Annotated in this window: 24 protein-coding genes and 2 pseudogenes; 9 read left to right on the forward strand and 17 right to left on the reverse strand. The window is 66.8% G+C overall.

Annotated features, from left to right (window positions below; all coding sequences use genetic code 11):
* Positions 1-108 precede the first annotated feature (108 nt).
* The 17 genes and pseudogenes from phnX to ShzoTeo12_RS02090 all read right to left on the reverse strand — a co-directional run bounded on the left by phnX (position 109) and on the right by ShzoTeo12_RS02090 (position 14,104).
* A complete protein-coding gene (gene phnX / locus ShzoTeo12_RS02005) occupies positions 109-909 on the reverse strand; it encodes a phosphonoacetaldehyde hydrolase (protein WP_318911085.1) in 801 nt (266 codons plus the stop codon).
* A 9-nt stretch (positions 910-918) separates the two neighbouring features.
* Positions 919-1,650, reverse strand: coding sequence for an FAD-dependent oxidoreductase (locus tag ShzoTeo12_RS02010; RefSeq protein ID WP_318912478.1), 732 nt, complete (start codon positions 1,648-1,650; stop codon positions 919-921).
* Between the two features lie 137 nt (positions 1,651-1,787).
* Positions 1,788-2,048, reverse strand: a pseudogene (locus ShzoTeo12_RS02015) (FAD-dependent oxidoreductase); the annotation flags it as partial.
* A gap of 14 nt (positions 2,049-2,062) precedes the next feature.
* Positions 2,063-4,089, reverse strand: a pseudogene (locus tag ShzoTeo12_RS02020) (putative 2-aminoethylphosphonate ABC transporter permease subunit).
* Between the two features lie 63 nt (positions 4,090-4,152).
* Complete coding sequence (locus tag ShzoTeo12_RS02030) at positions 4,153-5,241, reverse strand: putative 2-aminoethylphosphonate ABC transporter ATP-binding protein (RefSeq protein WP_318911088.1); 1,089 nt, start codon at positions 5,239-5,241, stop codon at positions 4,153-4,155.
* A gap of 122 nt (positions 5,242-5,363) precedes the next feature.
* Positions 5,364-6,383, reverse strand: coding sequence for a putative 2-aminoethylphosphonate ABC transporter substrate-binding protein (locus tag ShzoTeo12_RS02035; protein WP_318911089.1), 1,020 nt, complete (start codon positions 6,381-6,383; stop codon positions 5,364-5,366).
* Between the two features lie 81 nt (positions 6,384-6,464).
* Complete coding sequence (locus tag ShzoTeo12_RS02040; RefSeq protein WP_318911090.1) at positions 6,465-7,394, reverse strand: LysR family transcriptional regulator; 930 nt, start codon at positions 7,392-7,394, stop codon at positions 6,465-6,467.
* Between the two features lie 76 nt (positions 7,395-7,470).
* Entirely contained in the window at positions 7,471-7,965 is a 495-nt protein-coding gene (locus ShzoTeo12_RS02045) for a group III truncated hemoglobin (RefSeq protein WP_318911091.1), read from the reverse strand.
* Complete coding sequence (locus ShzoTeo12_RS02050; protein ID WP_318911092.1) at positions 7,962-8,747, reverse strand: DUF2189 domain-containing protein; 786 nt, start codon at positions 8,745-8,747, stop codon at positions 7,962-7,964. Before ShzoTeo12_RS02050 ends, ShzoTeo12_RS02045 begins: the two co-directional genes overlap by 4 nt.
* Before the next feature lie 14 nt (positions 8,748-8,761).
* Positions 8,762-8,959 (reverse strand): hypothetical protein, encoded by a 198-nt coding sequence (locus ShzoTeo12_RS02055; RefSeq protein WP_119258081.1) that lies wholly within the window; start codon positions 8,957-8,959, stop codon positions 8,762-8,764.
* Entirely contained in the window at positions 8,956-9,834 is an 879-nt protein-coding gene (gene ccoP, locus ShzoTeo12_RS02060) for a cytochrome-c oxidase, cbb3-type subunit III (protein WP_318911093.1), read from the reverse strand. Before ccoP ends, ShzoTeo12_RS02055 begins: the two co-directional genes overlap by 4 nt.
* Positions 9,835-9,837: 3 nt before the next feature.
* Complete coding sequence (locus ShzoTeo12_RS02065; protein WP_119258083.1) at positions 9,838-10,008, reverse strand: cbb3-type cytochrome c oxidase subunit 3; 171 nt, start codon at positions 10,006-10,008, stop codon at positions 9,838-9,840.
* Between the two features lies 1 nt (position 10,009).
* Complete coding sequence (gene ccoO / locus ShzoTeo12_RS02070) at positions 10,010-10,744, reverse strand: cytochrome-c oxidase, cbb3-type subunit II (protein WP_318911095.1); 735 nt, start codon at positions 10,742-10,744, stop codon at positions 10,010-10,012.
* A gap of 2 nt (positions 10,745-10,746) precedes the next feature.
* Entirely contained in the window at positions 10,747-12,390 is a 1,644-nt protein-coding gene (gene ccoN, locus ShzoTeo12_RS02075; protein ID WP_318911097.1) for a cytochrome-c oxidase, cbb3-type subunit I, read from the reverse strand.
* A 141-nt stretch (positions 12,391-12,531) separates the two neighbouring features.
* Complete coding sequence (locus tag ShzoTeo12_RS02080) at positions 12,532-12,852, reverse strand: Rrf2 family transcriptional regulator (RefSeq protein WP_318911098.1); 321 nt, start codon at positions 12,850-12,852, stop codon at positions 12,532-12,534.
* A 152-nt stretch (positions 12,853-13,004) separates the two neighbouring features.
* The gene (locus ShzoTeo12_RS02085) at positions 13,005-13,166 is read right to left on the reverse strand and encodes a hypothetical protein (protein ID WP_318911100.1); all 162 of its coding nucleotides are present in this window, start codon (positions 13,164-13,166) and stop codon (positions 13,005-13,007) included.
* Positions 13,163-14,104 carry a hypothetical protein gene (locus tag ShzoTeo12_RS02090; protein ID WP_318911101.1) on the reverse strand — a complete coding sequence of 314 codons (942 nt, stop codon included), beginning with the start codon at positions 14,102-14,104 and terminating at the stop codon, positions 13,163-13,165. The genes ShzoTeo12_RS02085 and ShzoTeo12_RS02090 overlap by 4 nt, the downstream gene beginning before the upstream one ends.
* On the opposite strand from ShzoTeo12_RS02090, the gene ShzoTeo12_RS02095 reads away from it, so the two are divergent.
* The 9 genes from ShzoTeo12_RS02095 (at position 14,091) to ShzoTeo12_RS02135 (ending at position 22,944) form a co-directional block, all read left to right on the forward strand.
* Positions 14,091-14,279 (forward strand): hypothetical protein, encoded by a 189-nt coding sequence (locus ShzoTeo12_RS02095; protein WP_318911103.1) that lies wholly within the window; start codon positions 14,091-14,093, stop codon positions 14,277-14,279. The genes ShzoTeo12_RS02090 and ShzoTeo12_RS02095 overlap by 14 nt on opposite strands.
* Positions 14,276-15,100, forward strand: a complete 825-nt coding sequence (locus tag ShzoTeo12_RS02100; protein WP_318911104.1) for a hypothetical protein — start codon at positions 14,276-14,278, stop codon at positions 15,098-15,100. The genes ShzoTeo12_RS02095 and ShzoTeo12_RS02100 overlap by 4 nt, the downstream gene beginning before the upstream one ends.
* A gap of 307 nt (positions 15,101-15,407) precedes the next feature.
* Positions 15,408-16,508, forward strand: coding sequence for an FMN-binding protein (locus ShzoTeo12_RS02105; protein WP_318911105.1), 1,101 nt, complete (start codon positions 15,408-15,410; stop codon positions 16,506-16,508).
* Positions 16,509-16,516: 8 nt separating this feature from the next.
* Positions 16,517-17,404, forward strand: coding sequence for a 4Fe-4S binding protein (locus ShzoTeo12_RS02110; RefSeq protein ID WP_318911106.1), 888 nt, complete (start codon positions 16,517-16,519; stop codon positions 17,402-17,404).
* A 19-nt stretch (positions 17,405-17,423) separates the two neighbouring features.
* Entirely contained in the window at positions 17,424-19,352 is a 1,929-nt protein-coding gene (nosZ, locus tag ShzoTeo12_RS02115; RefSeq protein WP_318911108.1) for a TAT-dependent nitrous-oxide reductase, read from the forward strand.
* A 3-nt stretch (positions 19,353-19,355) separates the two neighbouring features.
* Positions 19,356-20,684, forward strand: a complete 1,329-nt coding sequence (locus ShzoTeo12_RS02120) for a nitrous oxide reductase family maturation protein NosD (protein WP_318911110.1) — start codon at positions 19,356-19,358, stop codon at positions 20,682-20,684.
* Positions 20,650-21,492: an ABC transporter ATP-binding protein gene (locus tag ShzoTeo12_RS02125; RefSeq protein WP_318911111.1), complete on the forward strand. Its 843-nt coding sequence runs from the start codon at positions 20,650-20,652 to the stop codon at positions 21,490-21,492. The genes ShzoTeo12_RS02120 and ShzoTeo12_RS02125 overlap by 35 nt, the downstream gene beginning before the upstream one ends.
* Positions 21,493-21,544: 52 nt before the next feature.
* A complete protein-coding gene (locus ShzoTeo12_RS02130) occupies positions 21,545-22,366 on the forward strand; it encodes an ABC transporter permease (RefSeq protein WP_318911112.1) in 822 nt (273 codons plus the stop codon).
* Positions 22,363-22,944, forward strand: coding sequence for a nitrous oxide reductase accessory protein NosL (locus ShzoTeo12_RS02135; RefSeq protein ID WP_318911114.1), 582 nt, complete (start codon positions 22,363-22,365; stop codon positions 22,942-22,944). Before ShzoTeo12_RS02130 ends, ShzoTeo12_RS02135 begins: the two co-directional genes overlap by 4 nt.
* The last annotated feature ends 1 nt before the right edge of the window (position 22,945 follow it).

Consider the following 22,945-nt stretch of genomic DNA (forward strand, 5'->3'; position numbering starts at 1 on the left):
CCCGCCCCGGTGGCGGGCCTTTTTTCATGAGCCGGTGAAGGTGGCCGGAGCATGGTGCCGCCCCTGCGGGCGCCATCCGGTGGCCATTTGCCGGCCGCCGCGCGGGTGTCAGGGCCTTTCGCCCCTTGCCATGCGCGCCTCGATCTCCTCGATGATCGGCGGCAGGTCGGCGACCGTGTCGATGATGTAGTGGGGACGGTGGCGGCCGAGGGCGGCGCTTGCCTTTTCGCGCAGCGCCTGGCGTTCCCCGTCGGAGAGGGCGGCGAGTTCGTCCGCGGTGACGCCGGCCTCGTTGCCGGAGAGCGCGAGGCCCACCGTCCAGGTGCCGGCTTCCCGGCCCTCGTCGATGCCGACGCCGGTATCGTCCACCTTCACGACGGCAGAGGCCGGCCAGACGTCGAGGTCGAGGAAGCACCTGTACATGTTCATCGGCGTCGGGCGGCCATGCGGCAGGTCGCCGGCGCAGACGAGGTTGTCGGGGGCGTAGCCCTGCTTTTCGGCGAGCGGCAGCACGCGGGCCATGATCGAGCGCGTATAGCCGGTGGTGGAGCCGATCTTCAGGCCGCGCCTGCGTAGCGCCGCGACGGTCTCGACCGTGCCGGGCACGAGGTCGCAATAGTCGCTGACGACCTCCTCGTTGAGCGGCACGAAGATGTCGTAGACGGCCTGGATGTCCTCGGTCGCCGGCGCGCGGCCGTGCTTTTCCGTCCAGGCGGCGCGGATGCGCGGCTGGGCGAGCGCCTCGATATGGTCCCATTTCGGCCGGCCCATCGGCTCGCGGGCCTCCGCGATGGAAACCTCGATGCCGAAGCGGCGGAAGGCCTCGACGAAAACGCCCATCGGCGCGAAGGACCCGAAATCGATGACCGTGCCGGCCCAATCGAAGACGACAGCCTTGAGATGGCTCATGATGTTCTCCTAAGCATAGATATCGGAAATGACCTCCTCGCCGAGCGCGAAGCCCGTCGAGGCGCCGGTGCCGCCCGTGACCATGACGAGGCGGATGTTGTCGGCGGGCCTGTCGACGAGGACGGTCCGGTCGCTGGCCGAGGCATAGGTGCCGACCCAGCGCGCCGTGACGCGCCGGCCCGGCATGTCGAAGATCTCGTCGAAGCCCTTGAGGATCAGGTCGTCGATGCGCTCCTCGGCGAAGGGCTGCGGGGCGTTGCCGTAGACATGGCTGTCGCCGACGACCAGTGAGCCGTCCGAGGACTGCACGGCGATGACATGGATGCCGGCGGCGCGCATCTCGGCGCTGTCGGCGTCGAGCCGGGCGGCGAGCGCGCGGCCTTCCGGCAGGTCGGCGAAGCCCTCGTAGCGGCCGAAGCTGAGGTCCGACATGACGGCGGCGCCGAAGTGGACGGGCGCCGCCGGGGCGATGCGCAGCATCTGCAAGGTGCAGACCTTCAGGCCGTAGGGCGCGATGCGCCCGGGATAGAGCGTCGAGAAATCGTCGCCGGGGCAGACGGCGACCGCCCCGGCATTCAGCATGCCGCGGCTCGTCTCGATGCGCTCGCCGTCGATGCCGGTGACGGCGGTGCTCCAGTGGAAGGAAACGCCGTGCTTCTCTTCCAGCCAGGCGGCGAGCTTCGGGATGGCGTCCTTCGATTCCACCCGCAATTCGTGCGGGCTGTAGAGGGCGCTACGCATGCCGTTTTCGCGAAGCGCCGGCACGTAGTCCAGCGCGTTGCCCGGTGTGATGCTGTGGCAATCGGCGCCCATCGGGGTTTGAGGAAGGCGTCGAGCACGTCCGCGGCTTCCCTGCGATAGGCCGGCATGACGAGGCCGCGATGCACCACCTCGATGCCGGCCTGTCCGGCGATCTCCGCCCAGACATCGCGGGCGCGGCGGGCCCTTGCCCAATGCTCGCCAGCCTTCTGGCCGGAAACGGTGACGAAGCCGAAATTGCGGATCGAGGCGCCGACGGCCCTGGCGTTGCGCTCGACGACGGCGACCCTCTTGCCCTTGCGGGCCGCGGCGAGCGCCGTGCCGAGCCCGACGATGCCGGCGCCGACGACGACGAGATCGAATCCCTGATTGCTGCGCATGGTGGTTTCCCGGTTCAGCGCGTGCGCCAGGTCTGGAGGCGGCGCACCACGGCATCCGCGCCCCAGCCGTGCAGCACCCGGACGACGACATTGGTGTAGAAGATCATCATGCCCATGGCGGCGGCCGGCGCGATGTCGCCGGCATCGTCCATGTTGAGCACGGCGATGGAGGAGAGGGTGGTGGTGGAGGAATAGATGAAGACCACCGCCGAGACCGTCGTCATGGCATTGACGAAGAGGTAGATCCACACCTCCGCCATGGCGGGGAAGCAGACCGGTATGCTGACGCGGCCGAGCGTGCGCCAGAAGGGCTGCTTCAGCGACATGGAGACCGCCTCGAACTCGCCGTCGAGCTGCTTCAGCGCCGTCGCCGCCGTCAGGTGCGGCACGGTATAGAGATGGCTGATCGTGCAGACGACGAGGATCGCCATCGTGCCGTAGATGAAGTTCAGCGGATTGGAAGGGTTGTTGAAGAAGAAGATATAGGCAAGGCCGAGCACCATGCCGGGCACCGCCATGGGGATCATGGCGAGCATCTGCATGATGAGACGCGGCGTCTCGAAATTGCGCGTCTTCTCGACCAGATAGGCGCCGAGGAAGACGATGCCCGCGCCGATGGTCGCGACCAGCACGGCGAGCTGCAGCGAATTGGCATAGGAACGCCAGCCGCCGCCGTCCATGCGGTTGAAGTCGTAGTGCTGCAGGCCGGGCGTCAGGTCGTAGGGCCAGAACCTGGCGAGCGCGGCGAGCTGGCACATGCCGATGATCGAGAGCAGGAACAGCGAGACAACCGCGCAGAAGGCGAAGAAGACGCGGTCGCGGCGCTTGTCCTCCTTCGGCGTATAGGGCATGGCGCGCGCCGTCATCTGCGCCACCTGGCGGCGGCTGACCATGCGGTCGACGACGAAGGCGACGATGGCGGGCAGCAGCAGGACGAGCGAGACGACCGCGCCCATCTGGAAATTCTGCTGGCCGATCACCTGCTTGTAGATGTCGAGCGCCAGCATCGGGAAATCGCCGCCGATCACCTTCGGCACGCCGAAATCGGTGACGACGAGCGTGAAGACCACGAAGAAGGCGGAGATCAGGCCGTAGCGCGCGCCGGGCAGCGTCACGGTGCGGAAGATGCGGAAGGGCGAGGCGCGCAGCACCTCGGCCGCCTCGTAGAGCCGCTGGTCGCTGGCCGAGAGCGCCACGGTCATGATGACGAGCGCATGCGGCAGGGTGAAGAAGACCGAGGCGAGTACGATGCCGAGCGGCCCGTAGATCGGCACGCCGAGGAGGATCGGCGTCAGCACGCCCTGCTTGCCGAAGAGATAGACGAGGCCGATGGCCGGCAGCAGTGAGGGCACGAGCACCGGAATGGAGGCGATGAGCCGGAAGACGCCCTTGCCGCGCATATGGGTGCGCATCAGCCCGTAGGCGAAGGCGAAGGAGAGCGGCGTGACGATGCCGGCGACGAGCATGGCGACGATCAGCGAGTTGAAGATCGACTGGCGAAGGCTCGCCGTGCGGAAGTAGAAGGCGAAGTTGTCGAGCCCGTAGGCCATGGCCGGCTTCATCTGCACGGCGCCGAAATCGGCCTTCGCCACCTCCACGGTCTTGCCGAGCGTCGGCTTGCCGCCGATGACGATGAGGCCGCCGGCGGGCGAGGTGTCGCTGAGGCGCACGGCCTCGATGTCGCGGCGCTCGCGTTGGGAATGATGGCGGCGGGCTCGATGCGGCTGCGCTCGCTCGGCATAAGGTCGGGGTTCTGCACGAAGCCGGATTTCAGCGCCCAGTCGGCCAGCGTGCCCTGCGGCGTCCAGGCGCCGTCCTTGCGGAACTCGACGCTCACCTGTTGCAGCGGGAAGTGGAAGGTCTGCAGGGCCTTCATGCCGACCAGCGACAGCGGCAGCACCAGCGCGACGACGAGATAGAGCATGACGAGGCCGAGGAGGCCCCGCTGGATCAGCTCGTCGCCGGCGAGCTTCGGCCGGATGCGGGTGCGGCGATAGGCGGGGGGAATGACGATGCCGCGGGCGGCTGCGATATCCGGCATGGGTTTCTCTCTGTTCTGGCGCAGTTCCGGACGGAAAACCGCTTCGCACTTTTCCTGGAGCTGCTAGACCGCCTGCGCATAGACGCGGATGCGCTCGCGCGGGATCGCGACGGGCATTTCCTCGCCGGGGCGGAGCTTCAGATTGCGGATGTCGTGCATGGCGACGTCGGCGCGCAGGCTGTTCTCGCCGAGATCGCCGCCGCCGAAGCGGGCGCGGAAGAAGGAGCCGAGGAACTCGCCCTCCTCGATGCGGGCGCGAAAACTGTTCGGCCGGCCGTCGGCGGTGCTGACGACGACATCCTCCGGCCGCACGGCCGCAAGGACGGAACGCTCGCGCTGGCCGGACGTGTCGGCGTCGAATTCGATGCGGCCGATGCGCACGCGGTTGTCGGCGACGATCTCGGCGGGGATGAAGTTCATCTCGCCGACGAAATCGGCGACGAAGGCGCTGGCCGGGTTCTGGTAGATCTCCTCGGGCGTGCCGACCTGCTCGATCTGGCCGCCGCTCATGACGACGATACGGTCGGCCATGGTCAGCGCCTCGTGCTGGTCGTGTGTGACCATGATGGTGGTGACGCCGAGATTGCGCTGGAGATCCTTCATCTCGCGGCGCAGGTGGTTGCGCACCTTGGCGTCGAGCGCGGAAAGCGGCTCGTCGAGGAGGAGGAGCTTCGGCTCGGTCGCCAGCGCCCGGGCGAGCGCCACGCGCTGCTGCTGGCCGCCGGAAAGTTTCGTCGGATGTTTCCTGCCCTGGTCGGGCAGGCCGACGGTGTCGAGCAGCGAAGCGACGCGCCTGTCCATCTCGGCGCGCTTCAGGCCGCGCCCGACGAGGCCATAGGCGACGTTCTGGTTGACCGTGAGGTTGGGGAACAGCGCATAGGACTGGAAGACGATGCCGAAATCGCGCTGCGAGGGCGGCAGGGCCGAGACGTCGCGGCCGTTCATGAAGATCTGCCCCTCGCTCTGGATGTCGAGGCCGGCAATGGCGCGCAAAAGCGTGGTCTTGCCGCAGCCGGACGGGCCGAGGAAGCAGATGAACTCGCCCGGCCAGATATCGAGCGAGACGTCCCGCAGCGCGGAGAAATCGCCGAAGGATTTCGTGACGTGGTCGATCCGCACATGCGGCTGGTGCTTCAGGTTGTCGATCTGCATGAGTTGCCTCTGCCTGTGGAAATGGAAATACGGGAGAAAACCCGCTGCCTGCTCTTCCTGCGGATTTTCCGCGGAGGGTGCGGCAAGGTAAGCCCCTCCCCTTGTGGGGAGGGGCCTTGCGATCAGCCCTTCGGCTCGTTCTTGCTGCCGTAACGCTTTTCCCATTCGGTCAGGATGCGCTCGCGGTTGGAGGCCGACCACTGGAAGTCGTTCTTGATCATCTTCTTGTCGACGTCGGCCGGGAAGTTCTCCACCGGCTGGGCGATGCCCGGAACGGCAAGGATCGCGTAGTTCTGGTTATAGAGCTTCATCGCGTCCTCGGAGATCGAGAAGTCGAGGAGCTTCTTGGCCGCGTCCAGCTTGTCCGTGTCGGCGACGATGGCTGCGGCTTCCGCATCCCAGCCGATGCCTTCTTCCGGAACCACCACCTCGACCGGTGCGCCGCGGGTCTTTTCCTGCGCGCCGCGGAAGTCGAAGGAGATGCCGATGGTCACTTCACCGCGGGCGGCGTCCTTGCAGGGCTTGGAGCCGGAATGCATGTAGCTGGAGATGTTGGCGTCGAGCGCGTCCATGTAGGACCAGCCCTTCTCCTCGCCCATCATCTGCAGCCAGGCGGCGACATCGAGGAAGCCGGTGCCGGAGGAGGCCGGGTTCGGCATGGCGATCATGCCCTTGTATTCCGGCCTGGTGAGGTCGGCCCAGCTCTTCGGCATGGCGGCGCCGGCCTTTTCAAGCTCGACGGTGTTCACGCAGAGCGCCGCAGACCAGGCATCGAGGCCGACCCAGGCCGGCGGATTGGCTTCGTCCCGGAAGCGCGGGTCCAGCTTGTCGGTACCGGCCGGGGCATAGGCTTCCAGCATGCCTTCCTGCTTGAGCAGCAGCAGCGAGGTGGCGGCAAGGCCCCAGACCACGTCGGCCTGCGGGTTTTCCTTCTCGGCGAGCAGCTTGGCGGTGACGACGCCGGTGGAATCGCGGATCCAGTCGATCTTGATGTCCGGGTTCGCCTTCTCGAAGGCGGCCTTGTAGGCCTCGAGCTGCTCGGCCTCGAAGGCGGTGTAGACGGTCAGCCTCGTCTCGGCGAAAGCCGAGCCGGCGGCAAGCGCGGCCAGCGAAAGCGTGGCGGCGAAAAGGTGGTTCTTCATCGGGAGCCCTCTCGAATGTGGGGATTAAGTTCGAGGGAACAGCTAGCCCTGTTATATGACAGGCATATGAAACGCGCTAAATCATAGATTTTGTCTATGATCGATTGATCCGTCGCCGGGAACCGGGCCGCCGGCCAGCCCGTAATGGGCGCGGGCAATGCCGAAAAACGCTTCGACGGCGGCATGTTCGCGGCATTCCGGCAGGCAGACGAGATAATGGCCGATGGAAAGTTCCGGATCGGCCAGCGGCACAACGTCGATATTGCTGTCCGCCTGCACCTCGCCCTCGATGGCGCAGCCGAGCCCGATGCCCGCGGCCGCCGATGCATAGGCGACGTCGAGCGTGGCGACTTCCAGCACGCAGTTGAGCGTGACGCCCGCCTGCCGCGCGGCGAGGTCGAGCGTCGAGCGCGTGCCGGACATCCGGTTCCACAGGACGAGCTTTTCGGGGGCGAGCTGCTGCTGCAGTGTCAGCGCGCTGCCCTGCAGCGCCGGATGCCCCTTGGGGCCGTAGATGACGATGCGGCTGCGCAGGATCTCCTCGCAGAACAGCCGCTCGTCGGCGAGCGGCATGGAGACGGCGGCAAGGTCGAGATCGCCGTTCAGCACGTCGCCGAGCAGGGAAAGCGAGGGGCCTCCTTGCGTGTTGATGTGGATCGCCGGATAGCGCCGCACGAAGGCGGTCAGTGCCGGCATGATCAGGCGATGGGCGGAAAAGCCGACGCCGAGCGTGCCGCGCTCCATGCGCGCTTCGGAATAGAGTGCCTCGTTGACGTCGGCGAGGCATTTCAGCGTGACGCGGATCTTCGCGATCAGCTCCTGCGCCCCGGCCGCGACCTTCACCGTATGCCCCTTGCGCTGGAAGATACGCCGCTTGCAGAGCTGCTCGAAGGCCTGCACCTGCGAGGATACGGTCGGCTGGCTGATGCCCAGTTCCTCGGCCGCGGCGGAAAACTTCCCCGTGCGCGACAGCGCCTCCACGGCCTTCATCTGGGCAAGGGTGACACTCATGCTGCGGCTCCTGCGAATGCGTCGATCACAATCGCATTAGTCTAGCACCGCTCTGTGACGATTGGCTGATGCCGGTTCAACCCTTGCCGTCCGGCGGCGCATCCTTGGAAAGCATGTCCCGCGAGATCGGCGCGATCGTCATGGAATCCTCGCCGCGGTGGAAGGCGATGGCGAGGCGGAAGGAATGGGCGATGCGCAGCGCCCGGTCGAGGAAGAGATCGGCGACCTCCGGCGGGCAGAGCCGCTCGACCGTCGCCCGGAAGAGCGAGAGCCAGCGGCGGAAATGCGCTTCCTGGAGCTCCGGGATGGCGAGGTGCGGCGGCAGCGGGCGGCCCTCGTAGCGGTCGGTGCGCAGCAGCGTCGCCGACCAGAAATCGCACATCTTCGCAAGGTGCACCGGCCAGTCATCCGGCGCGATATGGCCGTTGAAGATCGGGCCGAGCAGGTCGTCGCTGCGGATCTCGTCGTAGAAGCCATGCACCACGGCATGGACCATCGCCTCGTCCAGCACCTCCGGCAAGGGCTTGCCGTCGATGACGATGGTGCGCTGCGGCGCGGGCCGGCCCCTCATCGGATCGCCCTGTAGCTGTGCCAGGTGCCGTGGCCGAGCAGCGGGAAGATGACGATGAGGCCGAGGAAGCCCGTTGCGATGCCGAGCGCGGTGAGGACGAGCACGATGGCGCCCCAGGCGAGCATGACCGGCAGGTTGCGGAAGACCAGCGAGATGCTGGTGCCCATGGCCGTGAAGGCATCCGTCTTCTCGGCGAGCAGCATGGGGATGGCGAAGGTGCTGATGGCGAAGGAGAAGGCGGCGAAGAGCCCGCCCACCGCCGTGCCGACGACGAGCATGCCGAGCCCCTCGGGTGTCGAGAACAGCATGGCGACGACACCGTCCAGGCCGGGGAAGGGGCGAAGCCCCACGAAGAGCGCGTAGATGATGACCGCGGCGCGCATCCAGACGACCATCAGCAGGCAGAGGATCGCGCCGGTATACCAGACCTGCCCGCCCGATGCGGCCTTGACGAAGATCATGCGCGACAGGCTCGGCGCGATGCCGTCCTCCAGGTCCCGGCTCTTGCGGTAGAGGCCGATCGCCACCAGCGGGCCGACCACCATGAAGCCGGCGAGCGCCGGGAAGAGGATATAGTCCAGCTCCCAGCGGAAGAGGCACCAGACCACCGCGACGGAGATAAGGAAGACGGCGAGCCCGTAGAGGAGGCTCGGCAGCGGCGTGTGCCAGAGGTCGCGCCAGCCGGCGGAAAGCCAGCCGAGGGCGGCGCTGGCGGGAAGGTGGCGACGGCGCTGCTCGGCGAGCGGCAGGGGCGCGTTGCCGGTCTTTTCGGTCGTTCCCATGGGGTCTCCTCCGTTCAGCAGGCCGGGCCGGCGGCGCGGTATGCGCCGTCCCGGCCTTGCGTCTTCAGGTGCTCCACGCAGTCGGGCTGCGAGGAGAGGGCGACATGGACGAGATGCGCATTGGCGCCGATGAAGACCAGCACGCCCGCCCCGACGATCAGGAAGGAGACGAGCCGCCAGTTGAGGCGCGGCTTTTCCGCAAGCGTGTTCATCGGGCGGCCTCCCCGAGCGTGCCGACATAGAGCGCCAGGATCTTGATGTCGACCGGCGAGAGCCGGCCCTCCCAGTGCGGCATGTGGCCCTGCCGCCCGGAATAGATCGTGGTGTAGACGGTCTGCGCGTCGCTGCCGTAGATCCATGTCGCGTCGGTAAGGTTCGGCGCACCGACATCCGTGCTGCCATGCCCGTCCTCGCCGTGGCAGGCGACGCAATTGTCGGCGAAGACCTGCTTGCCGTCCTCGACCAGCGCCTTGTCGCTTGCCCCCATCGGCAGGTCCGAGAGCGAACGCACATAGGCGGCGACGGCGCGGACCTGCACGTCGTCGAGCACGCCGTCGCGGCCGAAGGCCATCATCTGCGAGACGCGCGTCTCCTCGTTGGTGGCGTTGATGCCGATGCGGATCGTTTCGGCGATGGTGTCCGGCTCGCCGCCCCAGAGCCAGGCCTTGGCGGCAAGGTTGGGGAAGCCGGGCCCGCCGGTGCCGCGCGTGCCGTGGCAGGCGGCGCAATTGTCAATGAAGAGCGTGCGGCCCGTCTCGCGCACATGGTTCATCAGGTCGGGATCGGCGGCGATGTCCGCGAGGCTCGCCTCGGCGATGCGGCCGGTCCAGGCCGCGCGGGTGGCGGCGGCGTCCTCGACCTGCTTCGTCACGACGGCGCGCTGGTCGATGCCGAGCAGGCCCTTCGTATAGGTGACGCCGAGCGGCCAGGCCGGCATCAGGATCCAGTAGCCGATGGCAAACAGCGTGGTGACCGTCAGGAAGAAGATGACGACGCGCGGGATCGGCGTCTCCAGCTCCTCGATGCCGTTCCATTCATGTCCGGTAGTCAGCCGCCCGGTGGCGGGATCTTTTCTTTCCGTTGCCATCGTCTAGTCCCCCGGCCGGTCGTCTTTGTCGAGAATGCTCTTCTTCGCGCGGTTGAAGCGCTTCCGGTTGCCCGGCCAGAGGGCGTAGATCAGCACGCCCACGGCCATCGCGATGAGGTAGAACAGGCCCCAGCTCTTGGCGAAGGCGACGATGGTGCCGTGATCCGCGTCCATGTCATTCCTCCTTCACTGCTGCTTCCTGGTGGGCGGCCGCGGTGAGCTGGCCGACGATCTGGAGATAGGCGACGAGCGCGTCCATCTCCGTCAGCAGGCCCGGATTGCCGTCGAAGGCGCGCACATTCGTCTTCTCGCCGTAGCGCTCGCTGACGCCGGCGGCCTCGTTGCCGTCGGGGTTCGCCTGGCCGCGGGCGTCCGCCACCGCATGTTCGATCATCGCGTCCGTATAGGGAACGCCGACCGTGCGCTGGGCGGAAAGGTGCTCGCCGAGATCGTCGATTCTCAGCGCGTTGGTCTTCAGCCAGCCGTAGCGCGGCATCACCGATTCCGGCACCACGTCGCGCGGGTTCATCAGGTGGGCGACGTGCCAGGCGTCGGAATACTTGCCGCCGAGGCGGGCAAGGTCCGGCCCGGTGCGCTTGGAGCCCCAGAGCATCGGGTGGTCGTATTTCGATTCCACGGCCAGCGAATAGGGGCCGTAGCGCTCCACCTCGTCGCGCAGCGTGCGGATCATCTGCGAATGGCAGGCGTAACAGCCCTCGCGGATATAGATATTGCGGCCGGCCAGCTCCAGCGGCGTGTAGAGCCGCATGTCCGGCGCGTCCTCCACCGTCTCGTGGATGGTGAAGAGCGGGGCGATCTCGACGAGGCCGCCGATGGAGGCGACACCGACGATGGCGAGCACGAAGCCGATGGCGTTGCGCTCGATCTTGCGGTGGAAGAATTCCTTCATGGTCATTCTCCCGCCGGTGCGAGCACGGGAACGTCGCCGCCCGCCTCAGCTTTCTGGGCACGGCGCGCCATGCGGATCGTCATGCCGACATTGACGCAGCAGACCACCGCGCCGGCGAGGAAGAGCAGGCCGCCGAAGGCGCGGGCGATATAGTAGGGATGCATGGCCACGAGACTGTCGATGAAGGAATAGGCGAGCGTGCCGCTGTCATTGTAGGTGCGCCACATCAGGCCCTGGATGATGCCCGAATTCCACATGGCGAAGACGTAGACGACGGTGCCGGCCAGCGCGAGCCAGAAGTGGACCTCGATGAGCCTCGGCGAATACATGCGCTCCGTCTTCCACATCCACGGCACGAGGGCGTAGAGCGAGCCGAAGGTGATCATCGCCACCCAGCCGAGCGCGCCGGCATGGACATGGCCGACGGTCCAGTCGGTATAGTGCGAGAGCGAGTTGACGGCGCGGATCGCCATGAACGAACCCTCGAAGGTCGAGAGGCCGTAGAAGACGGCGGCGACCATCATGAAGCGCAACGTCGCGTCGTCGCGCACCTTGTGCCAGGCGCCGTTGAGCGTGGCGAGCGCGTTGCCGGCAGACGCCCAGGACGGCACCAGCAGCACGATGGAGAAGGTCATGCCGAGCGTCTGCACCCATTGCGGCAGGGCGGTGTAGTGCAGGTGGTGGGCGCCCGCCCACATATACATGAAGGTGATGCCCCAGAAGCTGATGATGGAGAGCCGGTAGGAGAAGATCGGCCGCTCCGCGCGTTTCGGCAGGTAATAGTACATCATGCCGAGGAAGCCGGAGGTCAGGAAGAAGGCGACGGCGTTGTGGCCGTACCACCATTGCGTCATGGCGTCCTGCACGCCGGAAAACAGCGAATAGCTTTTCGCATGGCCGAAGGAGACCGGCACGGCGAGGTTGTTGACGATGTGCAGCACCGCGACGACCAGGATGAAGGCCATGTAGTACCAGTTCGCCACGTAGATATGCGGCTCTTTGCGGCGCTGGAGCGTGCGGATGTAGATCAGGAAATAGACAACCCAGACGATGACCAGCCAGATGTCGGCATACCATTCCGGCTCGGCATATTCCTTCGACTGGGTGAGGCCCATCAGGTAGCCGGTCGCGGCGACAAGACAGAAGAGGTTGTAGCCGATCAGCACGAACCACGGGCTGAACTGGTCGGGCAGCCGCGCGCGACAGGTGCGCTGGAGGACATGGAAGGAGGTGGCGATCAGCGCATTGCCGCCGAAGCCGAAGATGACGCCGGACGTGTGCACGGGCCGCAGCCGCCCGAAGCTCGCCCAGGCCGAATCCACGAAGGTCAGCTCCGGCCATGCGAGCAGCGCGGCCACCCAGACGCCGACGAACATGCCGGCGACCGCCCAGGCGAGCGACAGGATGATGCCGACCCGCGTCGGGTCGTCGTAATATTCCGAAAGCCGGCTTTCCGGCGGCTCGGGCGCGAAGAGGACGGACAGGACCGCAAAGCCGAGGGCGAGGCTGAAGGCGAGCACGATATAGCCGTGCACGGCGAGCGGATCGCCCTGGCCGGCCACCGCCATGGCAAGCCCCACCAGCGCCAGCGCGCCGAGCACGAAGAGCGCGGCATGGCGCTCCGAAACCGTCAATCCGGATAGCATTGCGTTCCCCTTTCCTTCACGCCGCCGCGAGATCGATGCCGAGCAGCGGGCCGAGCGAGGCCCTGTCACGTACGATATCCGCAAGCGTGTATTTGTCGAGCACGGACAGGAAGGCGCCGAGCGCTTCGTGCAGCATGCCCTTCAGCCGGCAGGCGGGCGAGATGGCGCAGGCGCGCCCCCGGCCTGCATGCATTCGGCCAGCGAGAATTCCTCTTCCGTCGCCCTGACCAGCGCCCCGACGCCGATCTCGCGCGGCGCCCGCGCAAGGCGGATGCCGCCGGCCCGGCCGCGCGTCGTCTCAACGAGGCCGAGATCGCGCAGCGTCTGCGCGACTTTCAGGAGATGGTTGCGCGAAAGCCCGTAGGCCTCGGCGACGTCGTTCACCGTGCATGCCCCGTCCCGCCGCGTGGCGAGGTAGATCAGCATGCGCAGGGCATAGTCGGTATGAAGCGTCATCCGCATCCGTGATATCCGGTCACCGGTGGATAAAAGGTATTGTGGATACCACTTTTAGCGCAAGGGTTCCCGCGATGAAAGCGCAATAGCGTCGCAGGGGAAAGCGCGCGTCCCTTCGGTATCGGGACGCGCGCCGGATCAGGGTTTCCGCCCCGGAATTACTTCCAGCTCTGGTAGTCCTCGGCCGTGCATCCGAAGGGGGCGAGGCCGTCGCCGAAGCGGGCCTTGAGCTGGTCGCAGCCCCACCGGTTGAGCGCCTCCGGCATCATGTTGTTGATGTCCATGCCCGGCGAATTGTACTGCGAGGGCGCGCTGGTCACGTACCAGAGCCAGTATCCGAAAATGCCGCCGACGATGAGCAGCACGACGAGGAGCGCAAGCCCCAGCCGCCGCGCGAGCGACAGGCCTTTTTTGCTGGCGCGGGGGCGGCTGCCGCCATCCCGTGGCCGGCCGCGGCCGCCGATGCGTAAAGCGGCTCCAGCGCCTGAGTGCGCTCCTCGGGCGTCATCTCGATCCGCTCCAGCCGGTCGTCGAGGAGGACGGGCAGCGACGTGGCGCCGTGCCAGACGGCGAGGGCGACCGGGTGGCTGCCGGCATCGCCGACGATGATCGGCTCGTGCCCGCTCTCGAAATGGGTATGGGCGACCCGCTTGGTCTTCCGCTCGCTCAGCCTGTCCGCATAGGTGACCGCAAGGCGGCCGCGCTTCGTCTCCATGCCGGTGATCTCGACCGGGATGACGGTGAGGGGGGCGGGGTTCTGCAACTGGCCGCGGGCGCGGAAGATGCGAAACGCGAAGAAGATCATCGCAAGGCCGCCGCCGCCGAGAAGGAGAGTGAAGACCGCAAGCGTGATGATCCGGTTCCAGAGCATGTCCAGCCCCAGCGTGATCGTCGCAAGCTCGGGGTGATCGGCCGAAACGACGAGGCCCGTCTCGTAGTCGCCGCTATGGAGGTCGACGAACATGACCTCGACATTCTTGTCGTAGCGCTGGCCGTTCTGCTCGTAGGAAAGGTCCACCTCGCAGGTGGTGAAGAAGGCTTTCCGCGTTTTGCAGCTCCCGTCGATATTGCCTTCCACGATGAGCGGATTCTGGCTGATCGTATAGTCGCGCAGGATGCCGGGCGCTTCCATGAAGATCATCAAGGCGGCGATCGCCAGCAGGATCGGCGTGGAGAAGTAGTAGGCGAGCGGGATCGAGATGGCCCCGCGCTGCAGGGCGAGGGGACGGGCGGGAAGCTTGATCGTGGGAAAGGTCATGGTCTGCCTGAAAATGATTTGGCCTGAAGGTGTCGATGTATCGGAAACGGCGCAGGGCGCCGGTTCATTCGGATTGAAATGCTTTGGCAACGACATCATCGAAAATGCGGCCCGCGCCATTGCGATCCGAAGCCTTGCAAAGCAAGTTCGGGGCAAATGCAGGAGATTTTCATGAGTCGGCAATGGGTTCGCACGTTTTCCCTGGTTGGTTTTCTTCTCGGCGCATTGGCCCCGGCCCGTGCGGTTGAGCTGGAGAAGGTCGCCGGCCACACGGTCGAGATCAGGGAAAAGGACTTCGAGAAGGTGCTCGTCGTCGACGGCCGCGAGCTGCACACGAACCAGATCGTCTTCCTTGATGACGTCTATGCCTTCGGCGATACCGTCGCACTCGTCGGCACCAGCTCGGGTGGCGGCAATGCCTGTGACGGCGCGCCGTTCGTCCTGTCCTTTCCCGGTCGCGGCGCGCCGCGGATAGACGGGCCCATCGACAGTTGCGTCTCCGTATCCTGGGCCGTCGAGGGCGCGGGCCTCGTCTTTTCGACGGTGAGCGTCCCCGGCCGCGAAACGGAGCGCTGGCAATGGACCGCCGAGCGCGGCATCGCGCCCCTCGCTTCCGTCGCCTTCCAGGCGGATGCGGCGAGCGGCTGGGCCAATCTGCGCGAGCGCACCTTCACCCATCCCTCGGAGGCCTTCGGCAACGGCGAGATCGCCGCGAGCCTCAAGATGGTGCTCGGCTCGGATTTCGAGCATTTCCAGACGCTGATGACCGGGGTGGGAAGCGGTGAATTCAAGGGCGACGACTTCGTCGGCACGGCCTGCCGGCCACACGCCTGCCTCGACGAGGCGGGATTGATCTTCCTTTCCTCCGGCGAGCGCCGCGCCTACGCGGCCTGGAAGCCGGACGGCGGAAAGATCGCGGTCTTTCCCGCACCCGTGAAGGACTGGCCGGAAAAGGCAAGGGCGGAGTTGCGGGAATGGGCGAAGCAGTGGCCGTGAGCGCCGCCATGGCGCATGGGGGCGGGGCTTGGGCTCTCGCCATCGGGTACGGATGGGCGGGAACTATTCTCGTCCGTTTGATTTAGCGCAACGACCGTTCGGCATGAACATTCCAATGCTCCGGCAACGATTTGCTGGAACGCCCTGGAATGAAATTCATCCGTCTCGTCCTTCTGCTCTGCATCGGCCTGTGCCTCGCCGTCCCCGCCCATGCGGCCTCGGTCCTGCAGCAGTATCTGCCCGCCGCGACGGCCTCCGATCTGGTTCCCGGGGCGAAGGCTTCGGGCCGATCCGCGAGGACCTGGCTGTGGCGCCGGTGCTCAAGGGCGGCGAGACGGTGGCCTGGGTCTTCATGACCTCGGATTTCGTCGGCACCACCGGCTATTCCGGCAAGCCGATCCACACGCTCGTCGCCGTCGGCAAGGATGCGAAGATCGTCGGCGTGCAACTCGTCAAGCATTCCGAGCCCATCGTCCTCATCGGCATTCCCGAGGCCAAGGTGAAGGCGCTGGTCGCCAGCTATGCCGGCCTCGACCTCGTCGCCGAGGCGAAGTCCGGCGGCACGGCGCATGAGGTGGACATCATCTCCGGTGCGACCGTGACGGTGATGGTGATCGACGATTCCATCGTCCGCTCGGGGTTGAAGGTCGCCCGCGCGCTCGGCCTCGGCGGCCTTGCCCCGGAAACCGAGAGCGCCGGTCCCCGTTTCGAGATCGATCCCGATGCCGCCGCGCCGGCCGACTGGATCGAGGCGGAAGGGGACGGCACGCTGCGCCGGCTGTCGCTCGACGTCGCGCAGGTCAACGCCGCCTTCGCCGAACATCCGGACGTTCGCGCCCGCGACCGGGCGCTGACCGAGGCGCCGCAGACCACCTTCATCGACATGCAGGCGGCGCTGGTCTCCGTGCCGGCCATCGGCAAGGCGCTGCTCGGTCCGGCCGAGGAGGTCAACCTGAAGGGCTGGCTGAAGGAGGGCGAGAACGCCATCGCCGTGGTGGGCCGCGGCCTCTATTCCTTCAAGGGCTCGGGCTATGTGCGCGGCGGCATCTTCGACCGCATCGTGCTGATCCAGGACGACGTCTCGGTGCGCTTCCGCGACCGCGACCATCGCCGCCTCGGCGCCATCGCGCTTGCCGGCGCGCCGGAATTTTCCGAGATGGACCTGTTCCGCATCCCGGCCGGCGTCGGTTTCGATCCCGCAAAGCCCTTCCGCATCCAGCTTCTGGCGCAGCGCGAGGTCGGGCCGATCGAGAAGGTCTTCCACACCTTCGATCTCGGCTACCAGCTGCCGCAGAAATACCTGCGCGCCGTCGCGCCGCCTGCAAGGAGGCCGCCGCCGTCCCCCCGCAGGAGGAAGGCTCGGCGCAGGCAGACCTCTGGAAGCGCATCTGGGGCGATTCGAAGCTGAAGATCGTCGTGCTCGCCGGCATGCTGGCGGTGCTGACCGGGGTGTTCTTCTTCCAGACCTATGCGGTCAGGAACGCCCGCGGCTTCTACATCTTCCGCATCGTCTTCCTGACCGTGACGCTGGTCTTCCTCGGCTGGTACGCCAATGCGCAGCTCTCGGTGGTCAACCTGATGGCGCTGTTCGGCAGCCTCGTCAGCGGCTTCAGCTGGCAGGCCTTCCTGCTCGATCCGCTCACCTTCATCCTGTGGTTCGCCGTCGCCGCCGCGCTGCTCTTCTGGGGGCGGGGGGCCTATTGCGGCTGGCTCTGCCCCTTCGGCGCGCTGCAGGAGCTGACCAACCAGATCGCCCGCAAGCTCCGCATCCCGCAATGGACCCTGCCATGGGGCCTGCACGAGCGGCTCTGGCCGGTGAAATACATGATCTTCCTCGGGCTTTTCGGCGTCTCGCTGATGAGCGTCGAGCAGGCCGAGCATCTTGCCGAGATCGAGCCGTTCAAGACCGCGATCATCCTGAAGTTCATCCGCGCCTGGCCGTTCGTCGCCTATGCCGTCGCGCTTCTCGTCGCCGGGCTCTTCGTCGAGCGGTTCTACTGCCGCTATCTCTGCCCGCTCGGCGCGGCGCTCGCCATCCCCGCGCGCATGCGCATGTTCGACTGGCTGAAGCGCTACCACGAATGCGGAAATCCCTGCCAGACCTGCGCCATCCAGTGTCCGGTGCAGGCGATCCACAGGACCGGCGAGATCAACCCCAACGAGTGCATCAACTGCCTGCACTGCCAGGTCCTCTACCAGTCCGAAACCGTGTGCCCCGTCGTGATCAAGAAGATGAAGTCGCGCGCCAGGCTCGCGGCAAGTCCCGGCGGCGCGCCGATCCACCAACCCGCAGCCAAGGTTTAACCGAAGAAGGAAACCCACCATGGAAACGAAGGAAAACAAGGGACTGAGCCGTCGCGCGCTGTTCAGCGCGACCGCGGGCTCGGCGGTTCTCGCCGGCACGATGGGGCCGGCCGCGCTCGGCCTCGGCGCAGCAAGCCTTGCGACCCCGGCCCATGCCGCCGCAGGAGCCGACGGTTCCGTCGCGCCCGGCAAGCTCGACGACTATTACGGCTTCTGGTCCTCCGGCCAGACCGGCGAGATGCGCATCCTCGGCATCCCGTCGATGCGCGAACTGATGCGCGTGCCGGTGTTCAACCGCTGCTCGGCCACCGGCTGGGGCCAGACGAACGAATCCATCCGCATCCACCAGCGCACGATGTCGGAGAAGACGAAGAAGCAGCTCGCCGCCAACGGCAAGAAGATCCACGACAACGGCGACCTGCACCACGTCCACATGTCCTTCACCGAGGGCAAGTATGACGGCCGCTATCTCTTCATGAACGACAAGGCCAATACCCGCGTCGCCCGCGTTCGCTGCGACGTGATGAAGACCGACGCGATCCTGGAAATCCCCAATGCCAAGGGCATCCATGGCCTGCGCCCGCAGAAATGGCCGCGCTCCAACTACGTCTTCTGCAACGGCGAGGACGAAGCGCCTCTGGTCAACGACGGCTCGACCATGAAGGACGTCTCGACCTATGTGAACATCTTCACCGCGGTCGATGCCGACAAGTGGGAAGTCGCCTGGCAGGTGCAGGTCTCCGGCAACCTCGACAATTGCGATGCCGACTACGAGGGCAAGTGGGCCTTCTCGACCAGCTACAATTCCGAAATGGGCACGACGCTGGAGGAGATGACCAAGTCCGAGATGGACCATGTCGTCGTCTTCAACCTCGCCGAGATCGAGAAGGCCATCGCCGCCGGCAAGTTCGAGGAGATCAATGGCGTCAAGGTTCTGGACGGCCGCAAGGAGGCGAAATCCCTCTTCACCCGCTACATCCCCATCGCCAACAACCCGCACGGCTGCAACATGGCGCCGGACAGGAAGCACCTGTGCATCAACGGCAAGCTCTCGCCGACCGTCACCGTGCTCGACGTCACGAAGTTCGACGCGATCTTCTATGACAATGCCGAGCCGCGCAGCGCCGTGGTGGCCGAGCCGGAACTCGGCCTCGGCCCGCTCCATACCGCCTTCGACGGCCGCGGCAACGCCTATACCTCGCTCTTCCTCGACAGCCAGGTGGTCAAGTGGAACATCGAGGAGGCCATCCGCGCCTATGCCGGCGAGAAGATCGACCCGATCAAGGACAAGCTCGACGTCCAGTACCAGCCCGGCCACCTGAAGACCGTGATGGGCGAGACGCTGGACGCCACCAACGACTGGCTGGTGTGCCTGTGCAAGTTCTCCAAGGACCGCTTCCTCAATGTCGGCCCGCTGAAGCCGGAGAACGACCAGCTCATCGACATTTCCGGCGACAAGATGAAGCTGGTGCACGACGGCCCGACCTTCGCCGAGCCGCATGACGCCATCGCGGTCTCCCCCTCGATCCTGCCGAACATCAAGTCGGTCTGGGACCGCCAGGACCCGCTATGGTCGGAGACGCGCAAGCAGGCCGAGGCCGACGGCGTCAATATCGACGAATGGACCGACGCCGTCATCCGCGACGGCAACAAGGTGCGCGTCTACATGACCTCCGTCGCGCCGAGCTACAGCCAGGAAAGCTTCACGGTGAAGGAGGGCGACGAGGTCACGGTCATCGTCACCAATCTCGACGAGATCGACGACCTGACGCACGGCTTCACCATGGGCAACCATGGCGTGGCCATGGAGGTCGGGCCGCAGCAGACGAGCTCCGTCACCTTCGTCGCCGCCAATCCGGGCGTCTACTGGTACTATTGCCAGTGGTTCTGCCATGCCCTGCACATGGAAATGCGCGGCCGCATGTTCGTGGAACCGAAGGACGCCTGAGAAATGCGGCTGCCCGTCCTCCTGTTCGGCCTTCTGCTCGCCTCGCCGCTCGCCGCGGCGGAGCGCGCCGTCGCGCCGGGCGCGGGCAGCCTCGCGACGGCCATTGCCGGGGCGGCGCCCGGCGATGTGCTGCGGCTTTCCGACGGGGCCTATCCGGGCCCCGTCACCGTCGACAGGCCGCTTACCATTACCGGCCCGCGCGGGGCGGTGGTGGACGGGCTCGGCGAAGGCAGCGTCATGACCATCGCCGCGCCCGACGTGACCCTGACGGGCTTCACCGTCACTGGCTCGGGCCGCGTGAACCAGGACCTCGACGCCGGCGTGAAGATCCTCAAGGGCGCCGACCGCGCCCACATCGAAAAGCTGCTCGTCACCGGCAACATGCACGGCATCGACGTGCATGGCGGCCGCAACGCGACCGTTAGCGGCAACGAGATCGTCGGCACGGACAGCGCGCGCATGAACGAGCGCGGCAACGGCATCTATGTCTGGAACAGCCCCGGCACGCTCCTGGAGAACAACGTCATCCGCTACGGGCGCGACGGCATCTTCTCCAATGCCAGCGCCGACAGCATCTATCGCGGCAACGTGATGCGCGACCTGCGCTTCGCCGTGCATTTCATGTACACCCGCAACACCGAGGTTTCCGGCAACGTCTCCATCGGCAACCATCTCGGCTTCGCCATCATGTTCTCCGACAGGGCGAAGGTCCTCAACAATCTCAGCCTCGGCGACCGCGAGCACGGGCTGATGCTGAACTATGCCAACAATGCCGACGTCACGGGAAACCTGGTGCGCGGCGGCACGAGGAAGTGCCTCTTCATCTACAACGCCCACAAGAACCTCGTCTGGAACAACCGCTTCGAGGGCTGCGGCATCGGCATCCATTTCACCGCCGGCTCGGAGAAGAACGTGCTGACCGGCAACGCCTTCGTCGGCAACCGCGAGCAGGTGAGATATGTCGGCACGCGCAACATGGAATGGAGCCATGAGGGCAGAGGCAATTTCTGGTCCGACCACCCGGCCTTCGACCTCAACGGCGACGGCATCGCCGACAGTTTCTACCGGCCCAACGACCTGATGGACCAGATTCTCTGGTCGCAGCCGGCGGCAAGCCTCCTCATCGGATCGCCCGCCGTGCAGCTCGTGCGCTGGAGCCAGCGGGACTTTCCCGCGACGCTGCCCGGCGGCGTGCGCGACAGCGCGCCGCTGATGCGGCCCCTCACAATATCCGTCCCGCCCGACATTCTCGGCTACGAGGCCGAGGCCGCCGGCCGCTGGGCCGAAGGAAGTTACGATGACACCGACCCTGACAATCTCCCGGCTCACTAAGCGCTTCGGCGACGTCGAGGCGCTGAAGGCCGTTTCGCTGACGCTGGAGGCAGGCAGGCGCGCGGCGCTGCTTGGCCATAACGGGGCGGGCAAGTCGACGATGATGAAGATCATCCTCGGCCTCATTCCCTATGACGGCGGCGAGGTCTCGGTCTGCGGCTCTGCGCCCGGCTCATCCTCCGCGCGGGCCGCAGTCGCCTACCTGCCCGAGAACGTCGCCTTCCATCCGGCGCTGACGGGCGAGGAGCAGCTTCGCTACTATCTTTCGCTGCGCGGCGAGAGCCCGCGACAGGTGATGGAGCTTCTGTCGCGCGTCGGCCTCGGCCATGCCGCGCGGCGGCGCATCGGCACCTATTCCAAGGGCATGCGCCAGCGCGTCGGCCTCGCCCAGACGCTGATCGGCAAGCCGCGCCTGCTCGTCCTCGACGAGCCGACCTCCGGCCTCGACCCCGTCTCGCGCCGCGACTTCTACGACCTGCTCGACGGCCTTTCCGCCGAGGGCACGGCGATCCTGCTCTCCTCGCATGTGCTGACCGAGGTGGAGGCGCGCACCGACCGCATCCTCATCCTTTCCGGCGGGGCGCTGGTGGCGGAAGGCACGCTTGCCGACCTGCGCACCCGTGCCGCGCTGCCCGTCGCCCTGCTGGTGCGGCCCGCGCCCGGCCGCGCGCCGGCGCTTGTCTCGGCTTTCCCGAGGCCTCCGCCGGCGGCGACGGCCTGCTGCGCCTTTCCTGCGCGCAGGCGGAGAAGCTGCCGCTGCTCGCCCGCATATCGGCGCTCGGCGGCGAGGTCGCCGATCTCGACGTGATCCCGCCGAGCCTCGAGGACATCTACAGCCATTTCAGCCGGAGGGACGGGCAATGAACCGCATCCTCGCCACGGCGGTCTCGGAATTCCGCATCGCCTTCCGCAATCGCTGGGTCTCCATCGCAACGGGCATGATGGTGCTGTTCGCGCTGGTGCTCGCCGCCGCCGGCGCCGCGCCGACCGGCGATGTCGGCGTCGACCGGCTGTCGGTGACGGTCGCCTCGCTCACCTCGCTCGCCGTCTATCTGGTGCCGCTGCTGGCGCTCCTCATGAGCTTCGACGCGGTGGCGGGCGAGGTGGAGCGCGGCACGCTGCCGCTGCTTCTCACCTATCCCGTCTCGCGCCTTGAGATCCTGCTCGGCAAGCTCCTGGCGCATCTGGCGATCCTCGCGCTCGCGGTCACGCTCGGCTATGGCGCGGCGGCGCTGGTCGCCGTCTGGTCGGATCCCGGCGCGGTGGCGGGCCTCGCCTCGCTCTGGCGGCTGGTCTGGACGTCCGTCGCGCTCGGCGCGACCTTCCTCGGCGCGGGCTATGCGCTCTCGGCCCTGGCGCGCCGGCCGTCGGGGGCGGCGGGCCTTGCCATCGCGCTCTGGCTGGCGGCCGTGGTGCTTTACGACCTTGCCCTTCTGGCGCTGATCGTCACGGACAGCGGCGGGGCCTTCACCACCCATGCGCTGCCCGTCGCGCTGCTCGCCAATCCCGCCGACGCCTTCCGCGTCTTCAACCTCTCAGCGGCCGAGGCCGTCGCCGCGGCCGGCGGCATCGGCGGGGCGGCGCGGGCGATCCCGCTCTGGCAGTCGGCCGCCTCGCTCCTCGTCTGGCCGCTCGCGGCCATCGCGCTCGCGGTCGCAGCCTTCCGAAAGGTGACGCCATGAAGAACCGTCTCCGCCCCGCCATGCTCCTGGCGGCGCTCCTGCTTCTTTCCGCCTGCAAGGAGGATGTCGCCCAGGCCATCGTGCCGCAGGAAATGACGCCCGAGACGCTCGGCCATTACTGCCAGATGAATCTTCTGGAGCATCCCGGCCCCAAGGCGCAGGTCTTCCTCGAAGGCAATGCCGCCCCGCTCTTCTTCAGCCAGGTGCGCGACGCCATCGCCTATGCCCGCGGTCCCGAGCAGGTCGCGCCCATCGTCGCGGTCTATGTCAACGACATGGGCGCGGCGGGGGCGACCTGGGACGTGCCCGGCAAGGGCAACTGGATCGCCGCCGACAAGGCCTTCTATGTCGTCGGCTCGGCCCGGCAGGGCGGCATGGGCGCGCCGGAGACCGTGCCCTTTTCCAGCCGTGAGCGCGCCGCCGCCTTCGCGCTCGCGGAGGGCGGCCGGGTGCTCGCCCTTGCCGACGTGACCGACGCCATGGTGCTGACGCCGGTGGAGACCGGCGGCCGGCCCGATCCCGACGACGCCGACTATCGCGACCGCCTGAACGCCCTTACCCCGTCCACTGGAGGCTGAC

It is taken from the genome of Shinella zoogloeoides (genome assembly GCF_033705735.1).
GTDB classification, from domain to species: Bacteria; Pseudomonadota; Alphaproteobacteria; order Rhizobiales; family Rhizobiaceae; genus Shinella; species Shinella zoogloeoides_A.

Excerpts from the sequence above, each read along its gene's own strand:
- ShzoTeo12_RS02035 (WP_318911089.1), bottom strand. The coding sequence starts at position 6,383 with ATGAAGAACCACCTTTTCGCCGCCACGCTTTCGCTGGCCGCGCTTGCC.
- ShzoTeo12_RS02130 (WP_318911112.1), top strand. The coding sequence starts at position 21,545 with ATGAACCGCATCCTCGCCACGGCGGTCTCGGAATTCCGCATCGCCTTC.
- ShzoTeo12_RS02050 (WP_318911092.1), bottom strand. The coding sequence starts at position 8,747 with ATGGGAACGACCGAAAAGACCGGCAACGCGCCCCTGCCGCTCGCCGAG.
- ccoN (WP_318911097.1), bottom strand. The coding sequence starts at position 12,390 with ATGCTATCCGGATTGACGGTTTCGGAGCGCCATGCCGCGCTCTTCGTG.
- ccoO (WP_318911095.1), bottom strand. The coding sequence starts at position 10,744 with ATGAAGGAATTCTTCCACCGCAAGATCGAGCGCAACGCCATCGGCTTC.
- ShzoTeo12_RS02100 (WP_318911104.1), top strand. The coding sequence starts at position 14,276 with ATGAGTCGGCAATGGGTTCGCACGTTTTCCCTGGTTGGTTTTCTTCTC.
- ShzoTeo12_RS02065 (WP_119258083.1), bottom strand. The coding sequence starts at position 10,008 with ATGGACGCGGATCACGGCACCATCGTCGCCTTCGCCAAGAGCTGGGGC.
- ShzoTeo12_RS02125 (WP_318911111.1), top strand. The coding sequence starts at position 20,650 with ATGACACCGACCCTGACAATCTCCCGGCTCACTAAGCGCTTCGGCGAC.
- ShzoTeo12_RS02010 (WP_318912478.1), bottom strand. The coding sequence starts at position 1,650 with ATGCGTAGCGCCCTCTACAGCCCGCACGAATTGCGGGTGGAATCGAAG.
- ccoP (WP_318911093.1), bottom strand. The coding sequence starts at position 9,834 with ATGGCAACGGAAAGAAAAGATCCCGCCACCGGGCGGCTGACTACCGGA.
- ShzoTeo12_RS02090 (WP_318911101.1), bottom strand. The coding sequence starts at position 14,104 with ATGACCTTTCCCACGATCAAGCTTCCCGCCCGTCCCCTCGCCCTGCAG.
- ShzoTeo12_RS02055 (WP_119258081.1), bottom strand. The coding sequence starts at position 8,959 with ATGAACACGCTTGCGGAAAAGCCGCGCCTCAACTGGCGGCTCGTCTCC.
- ShzoTeo12_RS02045 (WP_318911091.1), bottom strand. The coding sequence starts at position 7,965 with ATGAGGGGCCGGCCCGCGCCGCAGCGCACCATCGTCATCGACGGCAAG.
- ShzoTeo12_RS02135 (WP_318911114.1), top strand. The coding sequence starts at position 22,363 with ATGAAGAACCGTCTCCGCCCCGCCATGCTCCTGGCGGCGCTCCTGCTT.
- phnX (WP_318911085.1), bottom strand. The coding sequence starts at position 909 with ATGAGCCATCTCAAGGCTGTCGTCTTCGATTGGGCCGGCACGGTCATC.
- ShzoTeo12_RS02040 (WP_318911090.1), bottom strand. The coding sequence starts at position 7,394 with ATGAGTGTCACCCTTGCCCAGATGAAGGCCGTGGAGGCGCTGTCGCGC.
- ShzoTeo12_RS02030 (WP_318911088.1), bottom strand. The coding sequence starts at position 5,241 with ATGCAGATCGACAACCTGAAGCACCAGCCGCATGTGCGGATCGACCAC.
- ShzoTeo12_RS02080 (WP_318911098.1), bottom strand. The coding sequence starts at position 12,852 with ATGCGGATGACGCTTCATACCGACTATGCCCTGCGCATGCTGATCTAC.
- nosZ (WP_318911108.1), top strand. The coding sequence starts at position 17,424 with ATGGAAACGAAGGAAAACAAGGGACTGAGCCGTCGCGCGCTGTTCAGC.
- ShzoTeo12_RS02120 (WP_318911110.1), top strand. The coding sequence starts at position 19,356 with ATGCGGCTGCCCGTCCTCCTGTTCGGCCTTCTGCTCGCCTCGCCGCTC.